This is a genomic window from Marinobacter sp. UBA2688 (genome assembly GCF_002352785.1).
Lineage (GTDB): Bacteria > Pseudomonadota > Gammaproteobacteria > Pseudomonadales > Oleiphilaceae > Marinobacter > Marinobacter salarius.
Genome location: NZ_DELU01000026.1, coordinates 39,989 through 58,568 on the forward strand (window position 1 = coordinate 39,989; position 18,580 = coordinate 58,568).

Sequence of the window (18,580 nt, forward strand, 5' to 3'; positions counted from 1 at the left end):
CCGTCGGGTTGGGCACTTGCTTACAGGCCACGCTCTTGCGTGGCCTTTTTTATGCCTGCTCACTTCACCCCATGAATACGATATCCGACGACTGATTAGAGACAGCCGGCAGGGCTGGGTTACAATCGTGACTTTTCTCCGGAGATGCAGCATGACGGGTGACGACTTCCATTTCCGCTTCGGCGGTATCGAACGACTCTATGGCCGCCGGGCACTGGAGCACTTCCGTCACGCTCACATTGCCATCGTTGGATTGGGTGGCGTGGGCTCCTGGGCGGCTGAAGCCCTTGCCCGCTCCGGCGTCGGCACCTTGACGTTGATCGACATGGACGATATCTGCGTGTCCAATACCAATCGCCAGCTCCACGCGCTTAGCGGGCAATACGGGCGCACCAAGACGGACGCCATGGCAGACCGTTTGCGGTCGATCAACCCGGAGGGTGACATTCGGGTCCATTTCGGGTTCCTGAACACGAAAAACGTCGATGAACTGATTACCCCGGAGATGTCAGGGGTGGTCGATGCCATCGACAGCGTCAAAGCCAAGGCCGGGCTGATTGCACACTGTCAGCGTCGCAAGATTCCATTGGTGTGTGCTGGCGGCGCCGGCGGTCAGATGGACCCGACCCAGATCCGCGTCAGTGACCTGAGCAAAACCACACAGGATCCATTGTTGGCCAAGGTGCGTAATACACTCCGTCGGGAGTACGGGTTCTCACGCAATCCCAAACGGCGTTTCGGAATTGAAGCCGTGTACTCCCTGGAACAGCTCACGTATCCTGCAGGGGACGGTGAGGTTTGCCTACAGAAGCCTGCCACCGAAGGCCCGGTCCGTCTGGATTGCGCCTCCGGGTTTGGTGCTGCCAGCCCCGTCACCGCCAGTTTTGGTTTCTTCGCGGCGGCGCGGTTGCTGGCTCGCCTGGCACGCAAGGCCAATTCCGACAAGACGGCAGACTTTCCTGCAGGACTACAGAATTAAACCCATACTTCAACGGAACTGACCCCATTATGACCGTCAGCACTGTCTTTCTCCTTGCCTGTATCGGTGTGCTCTCCCTGTTTTGCCAGTGGCTCGCCTGGCGGGTTCGCATGCCGGCCATCCTGTTCCTGCTGGCCGGCGGCATTGCCGCAGGGCCGCTGCTGGGATTTCTGGACCCCGAAGTCGTGTTTGGAGACCTGCTGTTCCCGGTCATCTCCCTGGCCGTTGCCATTATCCTGTTTGAAGGCAGCCTGACGCTCCGCTACGACGAAATACGTGGCCATGGCAAGATGGTTCGCAATCTGATTCCCGTCGGCTCCATTGTCACCTGCATCATTGGTACCCTGGCCGCCCGCTGGATCCTTGATGTGTCATGGGAGGTGGCCCTCCTGTTTGGCGCCATATCCATCGTCACCGGCCCTACCGTCATCGCCCCTCTGCTCCGATCTGTGCGACCGGACGCAAAACTGGCCAACATTCTGCGCTGGGAGGGCATCATCATCGACCCAGTGGGCGCCCTGCTGGCGGTGCTGGTCTTCGAGGGCATTGTGTCCTGGGGCCAGGGCAACGTGTTCAGCCACTCGCTGTATATTTTTGGCAAGACCCTTGCAGTGGGTTTCCTGATTGGCGCTGTCGCGGGCTGGCTGAACGGCATTGCGTTGCGCAAGCACCTGCTGCCGCAATACCTGCACAACGCCGGCACCCTGACGTTCATGCTCGGGGTCTATGCCCTGTCGAATGAAATGGCCCACGAGTCCGGCCTGCTGACGGTCACTGTGATGGGCATCTGGATGGCCAACATGAAGCAGGTCCCCATCGACAGCATCCTGGAGTTCAAGGAATCCCTGAGCGTGCTGCTGATTTCCGCTCTCTTCATTATCCTGGCAGCACGGGTGGAGTTCGAAGCCATCGCTCAACTGGGCTGGGGGCTGGTGGCCGTGTTGGCGTTGCTGATGCTGGTTGCACGCCCGGCAAGCATCTTCCTGTCGGCCATTGGCACCAGTCTCAACTGGCGCGACAAACTGTTCCTGAGCTGGATCGCCCCCCGAGGCATTGTAGCCGCTGCCGTATCCGCCCTGTTTGCGTTTCAGTTGCAGAAACTGGGCTACGAAAGCGCCGGAGCCCTGGTGCCACTGATATTCATGCTGATCATCGCCACCGTCACCCTGCAGAGTCTTACCGCGAGGCCTCTGGCGAGGCTTCTGAAGGTCGCCGAGCCGGCGGAATACGGCTTCCTGATTCTCGGTGCCAACCCGGTGGCCCGAAAAATCGGCCTGGCACTGAAAAAGCTGGAGGTCCCCGTTACCCTGGCGGACACCAACTGGGAGAACGTCAAACAGGCGCGCATGGAAAACCTCCAGGTGTATTTCGGCAACCCCGTGTCGGAGCATGCGTCGACCCACCTGGATCTCACCGGCATTGGCAACCTGCTGGTTATTTCCCCTTACAAGCACATGAATTCCCTGGCCACCTACCACTTCCTGGACTGGTTCGGAAAAGACTCAGTGCTAACCCTGGCCGAAGGGGATCAGGACCAGAAGGCCCGGCACCAGACCGCCGAGAAAATACAGCTTACGAGAGGACTCTTCGACGGAGTGAGCTACGCCAAGCTGGCCAGTTTGGCCAGCCAAGGGTATACGGTGAAGACCACCCAGCTCAGTGACGAATTTACGTTCGAGGATTTCCTGGACAAGTACGACCGTCAGGCCATGGTGCTGTTCGTGGTGAACACGCGCGAACACATCACGCCGGTCAAGAGCATGGAGGCCATCAAGCCCGAGAAAGACTGGACATTGGTAAGCCTGGTGCCACCCCAGGCGAGGAAGGAACGCAAGGAGCGGGATACCGGGGAGTCGCCGGAACAGCCACCGGAACCCGCTCCAACCTGAGCGTATCAGCGGGCCCCGCAGTCCAGGACCAGTTTACCCCGAACGTGCCCACCCTCCAGCAAGCGGTGGGCATCAGCGACCTGATCCAGCGGGAAGGCCTTGTCGATATGGACACGCACCTCGCCGTCCTCGATCAGTTCGGCGATCTCATCGAGATGAAACACATCGGGGCGGACGGTCATGCCATGGGCTCTCAACCCAAGGGACTCAGCCGCGGTTATGATCTCATCTGCCGTCACGGTGGGAATCGTGACCAGTACGCCGTGCTCACTCAGGGTGTGCAGGGAACGCTTGCCCGCTTCGCCGCCGACCAGATCCAGCACCACGTCCAGACCATAGCACTCGTCTACAACGTCGGTGGTGTGGTAATCAATCACCTCATGGACGCCAAAAGCCGCCAGGAAATCGCGATTACTGGCTGAAGCAGTGGCGATCACATGGGCGCCCCGTTCAAGCGCAAACTGCACGGCGAAATGCCCGACTCCGCCAGCACCGGCGTGAATCAGCACTTTCTGACCAGCCTCCAGTTCCGCCACTTCGAACAATGCCTGCCAGGCGGTCAACGCGGCCAGCGGCAAAGCGCCGGCAGTCATCAGGTCCAGTTCCTCGGGCACAATGGCCAACTCGTCGGCGCGAGCCACTGCGTATTGGGAATAACCTCCTCCGCCAGCCGGGAAGCCCACCATGCCCATCACCCGATCGCCTGGCGCCAACGTCGTCACGTCAGCACCAACCGCAATCACTTCGCCCGAAACATCGTAGCCGGGCGTCCATGGCAGGTGGTCTTCAATCTGCCGGGCGGCAAATCCCAGGCCTTTCCGCGTCTTCCAGTCGATGGGGTTCAACCCCGCGCCCGCCACCCTGAGCAAAACTTCCTCGGCGCCCGGCTCGGGGATGGTGGAACTTTCGATCCGCAGTACGTCAGTATCGCCAAAGTGGTCATAGACCACGTGACGCATGGCATGACCAGAATTCGGATCAACGGTGTTTTCCATGGGGCTCTCCAGACAGCTTCAGGGACAGGATCATTTGTTCAGACTAGCAGAATCCTCAAGGTGTGGTATCAAAGCCGCGACCACCGGGCACCATCGCTCCACCGAGGATGTCGGCGTATTCCGCAGGCATCCGCGAGGGCCTCTGGCTCTTCATGTTGACACAGGCATGGGTGGATACCGCGCGCACCAGGGTCTTGCCATCGGATTCACGCACCAGTTGGAATTGCCGCGCCGAGCGAAAGCGCCCATCGAACCCAGTCAGCCAGGTGCCCAGCACCAGCCGGTCGCCGGCATTGGCGGACGCCAGGTAATCGATTTCAGTACGGGTAATGGCCATGGCTTTGCCGGTTTTTTCATGCAGCTCCCAGGTCATGCCGAGGCTGTCGATGTGCTGCCAGCTGATATCTTCAAGCCAGCGCACGTACACCACGTTATTGGCGTGCCCGAGCCTGTCAGTGTCCGCGTCCCGGACGTCGATGGTCATGGTGAATGGTTCGGGAAGATCCCAGTTCACCGGATCAAACTCACTCATTGTCGCTGTCTCCCAACCCCGGAATAGCCGACAAGGCTAGCCGGCCGATGCGGTCGTTGTGAAGTGAACCAAAGTAGAGGTGACCGTCATGGGGGTTGACCGACGTGATCTCCCGCAGATGGGTACCCTTGGTGTCGTGAAGACTGGTAATCACGCTGCCGTCCGCGTCCATGGCCACTACCAGCCCGTATTCCTGGGGCTTCGGCTTGAAGTAATCTGGCAGTTTGGCCAGCAGGTCTTTCAGCCATGGCTGCCGATGCAGGGCATCCACCTGGGCATTCCGGAGCGTGGGAAACGCAACCCAGTAGCGGCCCTCGTGGTCGACCGCCAGGTTGTCGGGGAACCCGGGCAGGTTGTCGGCAAACACTTCCGCCTGTCCGGGATAGCGGCCACCGATCCAGTACTTGAGGATTCGATACTTCCAGGTTTCATTCACCAACAGGTACTCGCCGTCCGGCGACACCGCCACACCATTGGCAAAATGCAGGTTGCTGAGCAACACCTCGGTTTTACCGGTGGCCGGATCATAACGAAGCAGGCGACCGTGAGGGCGCATCTCAAGCAAATCCAGCTGATACTCAGGCTGACGGAATCGCGAACTGGCATCCGTAAAGTAGATGCGGCCGTCCGGGGCAATATCCACATCGTCGGTGAAACGGAATGGCAAGCCTTCTGCCTCTCGGGTCAGTACGGTGACGGTCTTGTCCGGCGCTATGGAGAGAAGCCCCTTCCAGGCATCCGCCACGATGAGATTGCCGTGGCGATCAAACACCATCCCCAACGGCCGGCCTCCGGTTTCCAGCCACTTCTCCGTCTGGCCATCCGGTTTGACCCGGACGATCCAGCCATCCTGCGTGCCAGTGTAGAGAATACCGTCGTCATCCACCGTGGTGTCTTCAGGGCCGTACACCTCTCCCCTCGCCAGCAGGTCTGCCAGTCTCAGGCGTTCGTTGGGCGCCAGCTTACCGGTCAGTGGCTGCGGCGAAGGGGCGTTCCAGGCCTGGCTGTTAATGGGAGATGGCGACAACAGGAAGCCACCCAGCACCAAAAAACCAATCAGCAATGCGCCCAGAAGCCACTTCATAGAGGATGCCTGTTCCTGTCAGATACGATTCCGTAACCTTATCAGACACCCGCCAGCGGCTAAACTGGCAGGTACCCGTCGCTACCAGGCACTAATCCGTGAGGAAACGACGACACAGTGCCGCAAAGCTGTCGGGTTTCTCTGCGTGCAACCAATGCCCTGTGCCGTTGATGATTCGCAAATCCGCTGCGGGAAAGCGCTGACGGATGTCGTCGCGGTGTTTCTCCTGGATATAGGCCGAATCGGCCCCCTTGATAAACAATACCGGACCTTCAAACGGCCCGCTCCCCTCCGGTGCCTGCGCAAGGCGGGGATAACATTGCTCTATCACCGGCAGGTTCAGCCGCCAGCGGTACGGTCCGGGATGCTGGCCTTGTTCGTCATCCCCCACCCGCACCAGGTTCTTCAGCAGGAACTGCCTGACACCAAGCTCCTCTACATGGTCTGCCAGCACCCTGTCGGCATCCTGTCGCGTGCGGATAGAGCCCAGATCCACTGAGGTCAGCCCCTCCAGCACCACATCATGACGGGGTTTATAGGTCACCGGTGCGATATCCGCCACGATAATTCGCTCAACCCGGCCCGGAGCTTTCAATGCCACCTGCATCGCGGTCTTTCCGCCCATGGAGTGACCCAGAATAGACGCCTTTTCCAGCCCCTGAGCGTCCATGTACGCCAACACGTCGTCGGCCATAGCCGGGTAATCCATGGTGTCGGTATGGGGGGAAGCGCCGTGATTGCGCTGATCCAGAGCATGAATCTGCCACTGGTCCTGCAGGCGACGGGTGATACCTCCCAGATTTTCCAGCGAGCCAAACAGGCCATGGAGAAGGATCAATGGCGGGCCTTCGCCGGTAATGCGGTAATTGAGTTCAACACTCATGGTCATGACCTCCTAGAGTCGCCGGACAGGTTCGTGTGAGAACGGGCTGCTATCGTTAAACCGACTACATTACCATCGAATGTTATTGGAACAAGGGCAAGCCGCAGGCTTACCCGACAACCGGCCAGATATTTCAGGCAAAAAAAAGCCGGGGTCTCCCCCGGCTCAGGTCATAAACGTTTGCTGAAACTGATTAGCAGTAGTACATGCTGTTCAGGTACTCAGCCAAAGCGGCAATGTTGGAGCGCTCCAGCTCGTTATGGGGCACAAAAATTTCCAGTTCCATGAAAACACCTCCAATCCAGATGTGCGAGTGAGAATCCTCGATGACTTAATGCTATCGTTGTTAGGACAATAAACCGTTGACAGGCTGTCCCACAGGTTTGACATTTTGTATCAGTACCGATGAATTCCTGTTAACCCTCAATCATAGGTGACCGTGAACTCACCCCAGGCAAAAGCCACCACATCGCCACTGGTTGCAGCCTCGAGCACGCTGGCCCTGGTTCATTACCTGGACCGCCAGGGCGTGCTGGACATCCCCACCGTTGAGCGGATCGCCGGGTTCAACAAAAACGAGCTGGCAGACCCGGACCTGCGCATTCCGGCCGAGCGCCATTACCGCCTGTGGGAACACGCTGAAAAGGTCACCGGAGACCCTGCCGTTGGCCTCCATGCCGGCCAGGTGGTCGATCCTGACCGAATGGGCCTGGTCGGCCACGTGTTTTTCAATTGCGACACTCTCGGCGAGGCCGTTACCCAGTATGTTCGCCTGCACCGGCTGATTAACGAATCGGTGATCCTGAGTTTTGAACAAACCGGCGAGCAGGCCATCCTGACCTGGCAGGCGGACACCCCCGGGCACTACTGTCGCCAGGATATGGACCGGACGCTGGCGGCGGCTCTATGCCGCACCCGGCATTTCATCCACCCATCCATCGTTGCCGAGTGGGCCGAGATCGCCCACCCGAAACCGGGCTATGCCGATGAATACCAGCGATTACTGGGTGGCCCGGTGTTTTTTGGCTGTGGTGCAACTCGCCTGGCCTTCAGTAGCCACCACCTGAGCCATCCGATTCCCCATCGCAACCCTTACGTTTATTCCGCCGTGCTGAAGCAGGTCAACGCAGTGCTGGCCCGGCTGCAAAGCAGGCGTACCTTCGGCCGCAAGATCCGGCGACTGATTTCACGCCAGATGTCCACCGATCGCATCGACGCCGACACACTGGCGAAACAGTGCCATATGAGCCGACAAACCCTGTATCGACGGTTAAAGAAAGAAGGGCTTGGATTTCACGAGCTGGTGGAGGAAGTCCGCAAGGACAAAGCCATGCGCTACGTGGCGTCGGACCACTACGCATTGGGCGAAATCGCTTTCCTGCTGGGTTTTTCCGAGCTCAGCGCCTTCAGCCGCGCGTTCAAGCGCTGGACCGGGATGGCACCGGCCCAGTACCGCGCCCGCCACCTGAACATCGACAATGGAGACGCGCCGGAATGAGTATCGCTGACGTGCCCTGGCTGCCCCTCGCACTGGCCCTGATCTACCTGGCCGCGGCTGCCTGCATCTATCGGATACTGATGACCTACCGCGTGGCACAGGGAGCCATCGCCTGGATTCTGGCACTGATCGGCCTGCCCTATGTCGCCGTTCCCATGTTCCTGTTGTTCGGACGCAACCGGTTCGGCGGCTATATCAGGGCCAGACGCACCGGCGACGCCGCGCTGACGGAACTGCTCAACCATTTCGAACAGCAGACGGCAGCGGTCAGCAAACGCAACGATGAACATGTTCCGGACGAACTCCAGGTCCTCTGCAAGCTGGGCCGACAGCCGTTTACCACCGGGAATCGATGCGACCTCCTCAAGAATGGGGAAGCCACCTTTGAGGCGCTGTTCGATGCCATGGAAAACGCCCGACACTACATTCTCCTGGAGTTCTACATTGTTCGCTCCGACAAGGTCGGCCAACGCATCAAGTCGATCCTGAAACGCAAGCTGGCCCAGGGCGTTCAGGTCTGGTTCCTCTATGACGACATTGGCAGTGTCTGGCTACCGCGGAAGTACCTCCGGGAACTGGCCGCCGCCGGTGCAAAGGTTGCCTCGTTCGGAGACGGCAATTTTCGTCGCATGCGCCTGCAGGTCAACTTCCGCAATCATCGGAAACTGCTGGTCTGTGATGGTGAGGTCGGATTTGTCGGAGGCATCAACCTCGGCGACGAGTATCTGGGCACTGCCATGGACGAGGAGCCCTGGCGTGACAGCCACTGCCGCATTACCGGCCCGGCGGTGACCGGGCTGCAACTGGCCTGGCTCGAGGACTGGAACTGGGCCAGTGAGGACTTCCCGACGCTCAACTGGACGCCTTCCCAACCGAAGCCTGGCAACCAGGAAGTTCTGATTCTGCCCACCGGCCCGGCGGATACCTACGAAACCTGCACGCTGTTTTTCCTCAATTGCATTAACAATGCCCGTACGCGGATCTGGATCGCCTCACCGTATTTCGTGCCCGACGTTCAGATCATGAACGCCCTGCAACTGGCGGCCCTGCGGGGTGTGGACGTGCGAATCATTATCCCCGAGAAATCTGACAGCCGGCTGATCCGACTGGCTGCGTACTCATACCTGGTACAGGCATGCCGCGCCGGCATTGGCATCTATCGCTACCAGCCGGGCTTCATGCATCAGAAAGTCGTATTGGTGGATGACCGCTACGCGGCCATCGGCACCGCCAACCTGGACAACCGCTCGATGCGACTGAACTTCGAGATAACCGCCATCAGTACCGCCGTTGAGTTTGTGAGCGGCATTGAACATCTGCTGGAACAGGATCTCACCACCAGTCGACTGATGACGGAACGGGATTACCGGGACCGTTCTGTGGCCTTCCGGTTGACGTGCCGCACCATACGGTTGCTTGGCCCCCTGCTCTGAAACCGCCCACCAGGGCCTGGCCCGTTTTGGTGTGCCCATTTTCCATACGCAAAGAATGTGAGAGTATTCCAGAACCATTGAGCCAGCATGCTGTAACGAAGCAGGACCATGACCACATTCAAGCCCCGCGAAACCCTGACCGAACAGGTCGCCCGTCACATCGAAAACCTCATCGCATTCGGCCAGCTTCGCTCCGGCGAACGCATCTATGAAAGCGCCATGGCAAAGCAAATGGACGTGAGCCATGGGTCGATCCGCGAAGGCTTGCTTCTGCTTGAAAAACGCCACCTGGTACAGAACGTGCCCCGCAAGGGCGCATTCGTTACGCCGCTGGACGACTATTTTGTACGCAGCCTGTACGAAGTGCTGCAACTGTACCTGACCCATACCGGGCGCAAGCTGGTGCGGCAGTGGCAGGCAACCGACATCGACAAGCTCGAATCCCTCTACCAGCGCATGAAAGGCTGCCACGACAATAACGACCTGCTGGCGTTTCTGGAGCTAGGCATAGAGTACACTCAGGCGTCGCTGGCCTATGCCGACAACTATTTCATCATTTCCGCCATTGAGGATCTGTGGCCATCGGCGAAACGTTGCGCCTTTGTGGCGTTCCAGCGCGGTGGCAACCGGGTGCTGGAAGACAATCTGGCCCATGTGCGGGAGTCGATAGGTGCCATCAAGGAACGGGACGAGGAACGTCTTGCGGCCATTCTGGCCGGGTACGCGGAACAACAGTGTCAGCAGGTGCTTGACGCTATTCACAGCGCATCGGCTACGGCTTGAGCAACGGGCGGCTCATTCAAACAGCCGGGTAAACGAAAAGCCGACGTTGAGGTAGGCACTCCAGTCATCCCGGTTGTTGTAGGCCGTGGCAATCTGCACCGGTCCCAGGAAGGTTTCAACGCCGGCAAACAGGCTCCCAGAGCGCAACAGGTTGTTCCAGCGGGCCTCCCCCAGCGAGGACCAGGCGTTACCAGTCTCGAACCCGGCTCCGGCAAACCAGGGCACAAACGGCCCGCCAAATTCCTGCCGGACAAAGACGCCTGCCAGAGCCGCATCCTCTCCCGCCACTTCGCCCTGGCTGTATGCCGATAGCCGGTGAAAGCCGCCCAGCAGTACTGAATTCTCGATGCCGGCAACGCCCTTGGTGACCGCGTTGGCATACAACAGGCCGGTGATACTCGCCCGTCTCCAGCTTGCGGTGCCCAGGGCCATGACGGTGACCGATTCAAAATGACGGTCGGACCCAAGGCCCGGGCGCTCGAACCGGCCACGAATGCCGGCGAACCCGCCGGACTCCGGCAGGAAGGTATCGTCGAGGGAGTCGTGAACAAGCTGGAGCCGGAGACTGCCACTCTGGATGGAGCCGGAGGGCGCCATCGGTTCGCCGATCTGCTCGTCGACGGTGGCGTAGCCCCGCACATACTCAAGACGCACCTCTCCGTTTACACCCAGTTCGGTACCCAGGGCCAGATCCACCTGGCGATTGGTGATATCCACTTCGGTTATGCGCTCGCCTTCGCCATCGAACGCACTCAGGCTTTCACGGGAATAGGCACCGCCCAGCGTGAGGAATCTTTCGAAACCATAGTCCAGTGGCTGGAACCATTCGGTTCGAACCCGGGGCTGGGTGCCCAACTGAAGCCCGGTCGTCCACTCACCGCCCAGGGCATTCAGCCCCGTCATCCGCAACGACGTGGCGACATTAAACCGAGTATCGTTCTCGAAATTGTCTTCGTAGTTCAGGCCAAAGGACAGGTAGTTCGGCCCCCAGCTTTTCTCGCGAACCCGGATAACCAGATCCGTACCCGGTCCGTCGGTCGGCACCAGCGAATAGGAAACGGTTTCATAGTAACCGAGGCCGTAGATACGCTTGAGATCCTCCTCCAGTGCATCCACATCCAGAGGCTCACCCGTCTGCTGGCGTATGCGCTCACGAAGGAAATCCCCCGCCAGGCGAGAACGGTCGTCAATGCGAATATCGGTGATAACGCCCGGGTTGAACGAGTGCGCCTTCAGGCGACCGCGAAATCGATCCCACTCATCATCACTGACGCTCAGATGACGAAGTTCCCCTGCGTGACCACGAGCACTGCTGGCGCCCAGCTCAAACAGCGCCGGAGCCTCATAGAAATCTGCTGAGGACAAACCCTGCAGATCCGGTCGCATCAGGATGTCCTGATCATCCAGCAACTTGAGCTGCCGCTCGGTGTTTTGCCGCGTCATCATGGTGGTCAACTGACCAACCACAGAGAACGCCTCGCGTATGTCCTCCCGCTCCAACAGGGGATCGGTGATGTCCACGGCAATGACAATGTCGGCCCCAAGCTCATGGGCCACGCTGACCGGCAGGTTATTGGCCACACCTCCATCCACCAGCAAACGCCCATTCAGTGTGACCGGCGCATAGACGCCGGGAATACTCATGCTGGCGCGGATCGCTTCCGACAGGTTGCCACTGCCGATCACCACTTCCTCGCCGGTTTCCAGGTCCGTGGCGACGGCCCTGAACGGGATGGCCAGTTCATCAAAATCTTCAACCAGGGCTGCATCACGGGTGAGCTCATTGAGGATAAAACCGAGGTTCTGACCGGCGATGATACCGCCCCCCAAATGCAGACCGTCCATGCGCACACCGATGCCGGGCGAGACCGGGTAGCGCCAGTCCTGACGCTTGCGCCTGACAGGCTTGTAGGCACGGCCCGGGTCGTCACGAAAACTGGACACCCAGTCCATCTCGATAAAGCGCTCTTCAATCTCCTGGACCTCCATACCAGAGGCATAGAGTGCCCCAACCGCGGAGCCGGCACTGGTGCCCACCACAATGTCCACGGGCACCTTCAATTCTTCCAGCACTCGCAGCACACCCACATGGGCCATACCCTTGGCCCCTCCGCCGCTTAGCACCAGGCCCACTTTCGGCCGCCCTACGTCGGCCATAAGGGGCATAGCTGCGAGCACGGCAAGCAGGAGGGCGGTCAATCTGGCTGTTAACATCATCCCGTCCGACTGTCAGGCATCGTCTGTGGGATCCTCGTCCGCCAGGGACAGGTGAGAGACATCAGGTACAGCCGGTGGTGGAACCTCACGCTTCACGCCCAGGTCACTGCCCGGAGGCGCCAGTGTCCAGTCGTCCAAATGCTGGAACATGGGAGCGGGAGCCTCCCGGTGTTCCTCAAGCGTGACGCCAACGGGGTCAAGTGTCAGCCCGGACCCGGAAAGAATGCTGTCGACTTTATCGCCCGCCACTGGCAAGCGGTCGCCCGGCTCCACGGCAACGGCGCTCCCGGACCCGGCATCAGTACCCGCTGCCCCTGCTGGGGGTGTTGCAGGGGCAGGTTTTGGCTCAGCCTGTGGTTGAGCGGCGGGCGCCGCGCGCTCGGCTGCAGAGGCAACGGCGCCCTCCATGGGCTGCACATAAGCCACCATGCCGTGCTTTTGCAGCACCGCGCGGTACTTTTCCGCCTGGACTTCCTCCAGTTTGTTGCGGATAACGACTGGCTGACCGCTGAACATACGCTCAATCTGGTCCACCGTTGCCTTGAACAGGGTTCTGGCATTACTGCGGGCGGTTGCCGGGTCGGTTCCCGGTGTGCATTCACCTTTGAAGACGAGTTGGAACATCATCCTGCCTCTATGCGCTTCTGTTTTTATCCATAGTAGTTGATCCTGGCAGGCTGCGGAAATCCACACCCAGCCGATGGATTCTCTGAACATTGCAAACAATTGAAAAATTCGTGCAAAAAATACGCAAACCTGTTCGCACTCTGCGATAATCATCAGTAACTAAACGTTACATATGTTTACATTGATCGACGAACCGATTCCAAAGGAGCGGCTCTCATGGCCATCAAACGCATCACCGGCGCTCTCAGCCTGTTACTGGCACTGGCCTCGCAACCGGTCATGGCAGGCAACCTGGACGTGTTGCTAAGTGGAATCTTCCCCGATAAACAAGCTACTTACATTGGCTATGAAAGCATTGAGCGTGAAGACATTCCCGCCACATCGGCCGTCGAGCGTAAATACCTGATCGTCGATTTCAGATTCGAATCCGAGCCCCCTCAGGAACAGCTTCAGGCCAACGTACACCGGGTCTGCATGGCTCTGCTGAAAGATCGCGAGCTGATTCGCTCGCTGTCCGACTCGGGCTACGACATGGTCGCTGTCGCCTTTGACCGCAAGTCGCAGTTCGACTGCCTCTGACACTGTCCAGTCACTGATCCCGTCCTAGAAGGCGCGGAAAGGATTCGAGAGCACTGTTCACGGAATCCAGGTTAAACGCCTCCACGTCCGCCAGCAGTTTCTCTCCATATCGGGTAACCGAGGGCGAACGGAACCGCTTACCCCATTCCAGCACCCGGTTGGCAAAATCCTTCATCTGTTCCGGATCGCCGCTTTCACGTACCGTCTCCCACTCGTCGCCAAAATCCCGTGCCAGTTGCTCCTGCAACCATCCACGCTCCTGCATGCTGAGCGTCTGTGCCAGCAGTCGTTCCGACTCCTGGGGCGTACCATCTTCTTCGGCCTGGGCACCGGTTGCCTCAACCCGAGGAAGCTTGACCGTAAAGGTGGAGCCCGAGCCAGGCTCACTCTCAACCTGCAGTTCACCGCCCATCATGCGCACCAGCTTGCGGCTGATGGCCAGGCCCAGCCCCGTGCCCCCATAACGCCGCGTGTTCTGCCCTTCCTGCTGTTCAAAGGCGTCGAAGATCTGCTCCTGCTGGCCGGGAGGAATGCCGATGCCGGTATCGGACACCGTCACAACCAACCGGTAAAAGCAGCGACGATCTGCCTCACTGGCCACCTCTTCGACCGGCTGCTTCTCCGATGACTTCCGCGGTGTAGCCGTGGCGCGGACCGTCACACCACCTTCATGGGTAAACTTGATGGCATTGCCAACAAGATTGAAAAGCACCTGCCGCAGTCGTGTTTCATCCAGCATCATCGCCGCCGGCATCTTGGAGTCAACGCTGACTTCCAGCGAGATACCCTGCTCGGTGGCGCGCAGGTCGAATATGTGGCGTACATCACTGAGCAGCCGCCGCACCGACACCGCCGAATACTCCAGCCGCATCTTTCCTGCTTCGATGCGGGACAGGTCCAGGATGTCGTTGATCAGCATCAACAGGCTGCGGCTGCCCGCGCGAATGGCATCCAGGTAATTCCGCTGCTGGGGATCCTTGACGGTATTACTGAGCAAGTCGCTGTAGCCAATCACCGCGTTCATCGGCGTGCGGATCTCATGGGACATATTGGCGAGGAATTCGCTTTTCGTCAGGCTAGCCGCCTCAGCTTCCCGCGCCAGGCGTTCCGCCTCCAGCTTGGCCGCCCGAAGTTCGTCTTCGCTGCGGCGTAGTGCGTTTTCAGATCGGATTCGCTCGTCCACCTCCCGTGACAGTTTGCGGTTCCAGTACAGGAAGATCAGCACCACCACTAAGGCGATAAGCACGATCCGGCGCACCACGGTGTAGTCCGTTTCCTGCTCGATATCCAGGTGGATCCAGCGATTGTAGATCGACTCGGTCTCGGCCGCGTCCAGACTGCCCAACGCTTTATTGAGGATACGCTGCAGTTCGGGCCGCTCCTTGCTGACGGCAAACCTCAGCTCATACTGGTAAGGCGTAATGCTCGTTATCCGAAGGTTGGACAACCCCAGGCGGGCAACGGTATAGCTGACTGCCGGAATATGAGTCACCATGACGTCGAGGTCGCCGTTGGACAGGGCCAGCAGCCCCTCCTCGATGGATGTCATCGGATACAGATCGAGATTGGGGTGGTTGATCAATAGGTAGTCATGCCCCGCCTGGCGGTTAACCACACCCACCTTTTCGTCTCTCAGCTCCCTCAATTCGCCGATAAAGCGACCGTCGTCACGGATGGCAAGGGCAATGGGAACGGTCAAATAGGCACGGCTGAACAGGAAAGATTCCTCGACCCTTGGGGTTCGGGACATTGCGGGCAGTATATCCACCTCCCCCGAACGCAAAGCGTTTTCCTCATCGGCGCTGTTGTCCATCACCTGACGGCTGAAGCGAATGTTCAGTTGTTCTTCCAGGCGTTTGACCAGATCCGGCACGAGCCCGGCAGACTGACCATTCTGGGTATACTCGAACGGCGGCCAATCCGGCCGGAAGGCCACTCGAAGATTCGGGTTTTGATTGAGAAATGCCCTCTCGTCAACCGACAGGGAAATGGCGGAGGGATCCAGTTCCGGCAACTCGGTCTGCAACCACGACTGGCGGATCGACCGGTGCTCACCGTGGTCAATCGCCAGAACTGCCTGGTTGAGCACCCGATACAACTGGTCGCGCTCCTGGTCATTCTCCTGGTGACTCTCCGCTGCCATTTCCAGCACCACGTCGACCGATTGCTGGTTCAGCAGCGTGGCCACCCCAACCCCATTGACCATGGCAGACTGCAGATAGTCCGACACCACCGGAACCGGGCCCAGAAACGCATCCGCCTGTCCTGACAACACCCTGCCAACGGCTTCGCTGATACTGGAAACCGGCACGGGTGAAAAGCTATCGACAGGGTCAAGCAATGCGAACTGGTTGGGATCGTTGGTGATCAGGGCAATGTTCGCGTCCTCAAGGTCCGAGAGCGTGCGAATGCCTGCATCATCGGCACCAACGAATATGCCATAGGTCAAACTCATCAGCGGCGAGGAAAGCACTACATTGGAAGGAGGGGAACGATGGGCCAGATGGGTACTCAACCGGGCATCCAGGGTCCCATCCTGCAACCATTCACCGAGTTGTTCTTCCGGAGCCGACACCGGCTCAATAGGCACACCAAGCTTCTCTGACAGCCGATTGAGGTAATCAATGAAGATGCCCGCCAGCTCCCCCTCGCCGGTATCAAACACCAGCGGCACCTGACCACTTCGCACCCCGACCCGGAACGATTCTCTCTCCGCCAGCCAGCGCAGATCCTCGCTACCCAGCACCGGCGCCGGAGAGGGTTGCGGCGGCTCAGCAGCGGGCACGCCGGGCACCAGAATAGCGGTCAGCAACAGCACAAAATGAAAAACGGACCTCACTGGATATCCTCACCGGTTCGGCTACAGTTCAGGGAACCATACTCGTAAATTCTTCCGATTGCATTCAGCGGGTTACCCGATCTACTCTGATCGTGCCCACAGCGTTTTAAAGCACCGGCTACCTTGGGGAGAACCATAACCATGGATACCAGCAAACACGATTTCAGCACGCTTTTTGAACAACTCGGTATGCCATCCGACAGCGTCAGCATTGAGAGTTTTATCGCCCAGCACTCGCCACTGCCCCCGGAAATTGCGTTGCAGGATGCCCCTTTCTGGTCGGAAAGCCAGTCACATTTCCTCGAAGAGGGCCTCGAGGACGACTCTGACTGGGCGGAAATTATCGATGAGCTCGATGCCCTGATGCGGCACTGAGTCAGACATCACGTCCTGCAATAAGCACCTGGTCGCGGCCGGAGTCCTTGGCGAGGTACAGAGCCTTGTCGGCCCGGTCGAACACATCGTCCTCGTCATCGTCCCCATCAAATTCCGCCAGCCCTGCCGAAAACGTCACCGACACCGGTTCTCCCCGGAAATGGAACGGCAGCTCCGCGATATGCCCGCGCATGCTATCCAATACCGACCGGGCGTTGTCCACATTGGTTTCCGGCAACAGGATCACGAACTCTTCCCCGCCAAAACGGGCGATGAAGTCGGTTGCCCTCAGCCGCTCACGGAGGGCACGGGCAACCAGTTGCAACACGCGATCACCCGCCTTGTGGCCATAGGAATCGTTCACACGCTTGAAAAAATCAATATCAAGCACACAGACCGACAGTGAATGACGATAACGCTGCCAGCGCTGGTACTCGAACGACAGTCGCTCCTGCCAGGCTTCCCGGTTGGGTAATTGGGTCAGGACATCGGTAAGGGCTTTTTCACGTTCCTCCCGGAGTTTTTCCCGGACCTGTTCCGACTGGGCCTCCATCGTCACCAGTTTTTCCTGCATGAGCTCCAGTTGCAGCGACAGGTTACGCTCGCGCTCGGACTCCTGCTCCCGAAACCGCTCGACGGCCCCACTGATCGTCTCGAGGTGCTGGCTCACTGAGTCTTTCAGCCCGTCGAAGTCAACACTGCTTTCCACTTGCTGGCCGAACGACCATAGCTCCTGGCGGATATCGCGATCCAATTCCTGCGAGGCATCCAGTCGCCCGGCCTGGGCATTCGCCTGCTCGGTAAAACACTGGCGCAACGCGTCCAGCCGTTCATCGAGACGCCGAAGGAAGGCCTCAAACTCCCTTTGCCCCCGGGTAACCGCGGCGATTACCAGTTCCGCCACGCTGCTCAGCCCCTCCCGCAGCTCATCCCAGTTATCGCTGCTCAACAGCGATTCCTGTAGCCGTCGGGCTCTTGCCTCCGACGCAGCCTCCAGTGTCACCTGATCCAGCATATGCCCCAGCAGTTCACCAACCCGCCGTGCAATCTTCAGGCGTTCGCTGTCTTCTGTGCCAGGCATCGCCAGTTCAACGGCAGGCGAAGCCAGCGTGTTCTCGGCGGCTTCCGCCAACATCGGCTGGTCGGACGGCTCCTGGCTTCCCCGGCCACCAAACAGCCGGCCAAACCGACTTCGTTTGCGATCCTGCCCGTCACCGCTGCCCAGCCCAGTTTCCAACACCAATGCCAGATCGACCAACCATCCGGTCGCATCGAGCTGAAGGGTTTCCGGTTTCCGGAGTCGCTTCTCCAGGTCTCGAATACGGTCCTTGCCGGATTTGAACATAGGATGGGAGCGCAGTTCCGACAGCAACTGCTCGAATGTGGTTCTCAGCCGGTCCGTGGATTCAGACTTGCGGTCGTCCAGGGCCGCCACCTGACGGTCAATTCTCTCCTGCAAATCCCGCCAGCTGTCTGCGTTGAGAGGGGGCTTTCGTAACTCGTCACGAACCCGTTCCAGCAAACGGTCCAGCTCCGCAGTCTGCCCTTCGGACGCCAGACTGGTACGCACCAGCATACGCTGAAGCAGGTTTCTTTCAGCTTCCCAATGCGATTCACGCTGTTCTGAAGATTCAAGTGCCTGGAGGTACTTATCCTTCCAGGATGGGTCCGATGACATTTAGCGCTCCTGGCCCTTTTACTGGACGCCTGTTCCGTGACTGATGCCTCAACGATGCTCCGTTTCCTGCCTGTTACCGCGACGGCGAGCCCTGGGATGGCTCTGATCGTAGACCTTTGCCAGATGCTGGAAATCCAGATGAGTATAGACCTGGGTCGTCGCGATGTCCGCATGGCCCAGCAACTCCTG

General features: G+C 59.2%; 15 protein-coding genes and 1 pseudogene. 7 read left to right on the plus strand and 9 right to left on the minus strand.

Going from position 1 to position 18,580, the window contains the following annotated elements:
* Positions 1-151 precede the first annotated feature (151 nt).
* Both tcdA and B3M52_RS15615 read left to right on the plus strand, forming a co-directional pair.
* Positions 152-979, plus strand: coding sequence for a tRNA cyclic N6-threonylcarbamoyladenosine(37) synthase TcdA (tcdA, locus tag B3M52_RS15610; RefSeq protein ID WP_041332623.1), 828 nt, complete (start codon positions 152-154; stop codon positions 977-979).
* Positions 980-1,008: 29 nt separating this feature from the next.
* Positions 1,009-2,868, plus strand: a complete 1,860-nt coding sequence (locus tag B3M52_RS15615) for a cation:proton antiporter (RefSeq protein WP_075195016.1) — start codon at positions 1,009-1,011, stop codon at positions 2,866-2,868.
* Between the two features lie 5 nt (positions 2,869-2,873).
* On the opposite strand, the gene B3M52_RS15620 is transcribed toward B3M52_RS15615, so the two are convergent.
* The 4 genes from B3M52_RS15620 to B3M52_RS15635 form a co-directional block, all read right to left on the minus strand.
* The gene (locus B3M52_RS15620; protein ID WP_036203087.1) at positions 2,874-3,863 is read right to left on the minus strand and encodes an NADP-dependent oxidoreductase; all 990 of its coding nucleotides are present in this window, start codon (positions 3,861-3,863) and stop codon (positions 2,874-2,876) included.
* A 55-nt stretch (positions 3,864-3,918) separates the two neighbouring features.
* Positions 3,919-4,395, minus strand: a complete 477-nt coding sequence (locus B3M52_RS15625) for an acyl-CoA thioesterase (protein WP_036203084.1) — start codon at positions 4,393-4,395, stop codon at positions 3,919-3,921.
* Positions 4,388-5,479, minus strand: coding sequence for an SMP-30/gluconolactonase/LRE family protein (locus B3M52_RS15630; protein ID WP_075195015.1), 1,092 nt, complete (start codon positions 5,477-5,479; stop codon positions 4,388-4,390). The genes B3M52_RS15625 and B3M52_RS15630 overlap by 8 nt, the downstream gene beginning before the upstream one ends.
* 91 nt (positions 5,480-5,570) lie before the next feature.
* Positions 5,571-6,362 carry an alpha/beta fold hydrolase gene (locus B3M52_RS15635; RefSeq protein WP_075195037.1) on the minus strand — a complete coding sequence of 264 codons (792 nt, stop codon included), beginning with the start codon at positions 6,360-6,362 and terminating at the stop codon, positions 5,571-5,573.
* A 433-nt stretch (positions 6,363-6,795) separates the two neighbouring features.
* On the opposite strand from B3M52_RS15635, the gene B3M52_RS15640 reads away from it, so the two are divergent.
* From B3M52_RS15640 to B3M52_RS15650, 3 genes are all read left to right on the plus strand, one after another.
* On the plus strand, positions 6,796-7,860 hold the full coding sequence (locus B3M52_RS15640; RefSeq protein WP_087148992.1) for an AraC family transcriptional regulator: 1,065 nt from the start codon (positions 6,796-6,798) through the stop codon (positions 7,858-7,860).
* Entirely contained in the window at positions 7,857-9,293 is a 1,437-nt protein-coding gene (gene cls / locus B3M52_RS15645) for a cardiolipin synthase (RefSeq protein ID WP_087148993.1), read from the plus strand. Before B3M52_RS15640 ends, cls begins: the two co-directional genes overlap by 4 nt.
* A 108-nt stretch (positions 9,294-9,401) precedes the next feature.
* Positions 9,402-10,076 (plus strand): GntR family transcriptional regulator, encoded by a 675-nt coding sequence (locus tag B3M52_RS15650; protein ID WP_075195014.1) that lies wholly within the window; start codon positions 9,402-9,404, stop codon positions 10,074-10,076.
* A 12-nt stretch (positions 10,077-10,088) separates the two neighbouring features.
* On the opposite strand, the gene B3M52_RS15655 is transcribed toward B3M52_RS15650, so the two are convergent.
* Positions 10,089-12,293: a patatin-like phospholipase family protein gene (locus tag B3M52_RS15655; RefSeq protein WP_091642222.1), complete on the minus strand. Its 2,205-nt coding sequence runs from the start codon at positions 12,291-12,293 to the stop codon at positions 10,089-10,091.
* 12 nt (positions 12,294-12,305) lie between these two features.
* The gene (locus tag B3M52_RS15660; RefSeq protein ID WP_091642313.1) at positions 12,306-12,917 is read right to left on the minus strand and encodes a hypothetical protein; all 612 of its coding nucleotides are present in this window, start codon (positions 12,915-12,917) and stop codon (positions 12,306-12,308) included.
* Between the two features lie 219 nt (positions 12,918-13,136).
* Between B3M52_RS15660 and B3M52_RS15665 the strand changes: the two genes are divergently transcribed.
* Positions 13,137-13,499, plus strand: a complete 363-nt coding sequence (locus B3M52_RS15665; RefSeq protein ID WP_036203070.1) for a hypothetical protein — start codon at positions 13,137-13,139, stop codon at positions 13,497-13,499.
* Between the two features lie 10 nt (positions 13,500-13,509).
* On the opposite strand, the gene B3M52_RS15670 is transcribed toward B3M52_RS15665, so the two are convergent.
* Complete coding sequence (locus tag B3M52_RS15670; RefSeq protein ID WP_091642220.1) at positions 13,510-16,338, minus strand: transporter substrate-binding domain-containing protein; 2,829 nt, start codon at positions 16,336-16,338, stop codon at positions 13,510-13,512.
* A gap of 141 nt (positions 16,339-16,479) precedes the next feature.
* Here B3M52_RS15670 and B3M52_RS15675 point away from each other — a divergent pair, with 141 nt between their 5' ends.
* Positions 16,480-16,713, plus strand: a complete 234-nt coding sequence (locus B3M52_RS15675) for a DUF2789 domain-containing protein (RefSeq protein ID WP_036203064.1) — start codon at positions 16,480-16,482, stop codon at positions 16,711-16,713.
* 1 nt (position 16,714) lies between these two features.
* Here the strand turns inward: B3M52_RS15675 and B3M52_RS15680 are convergent, their stop codons facing one another.
* A complete protein-coding gene (locus tag B3M52_RS15680; protein ID WP_041332620.1) occupies positions 16,715-18,391 on the minus strand; it encodes a GGDEF domain-containing protein in 1,677 nt (558 codons plus the stop codon).
* Between the two features lie 48 nt (positions 18,392-18,439).
* Positions 18,440-18,580 (minus strand): annotated as a pseudogene (locus B3M52_RS15685) (tyrosine recombinase XerC); the annotation flags it as partial.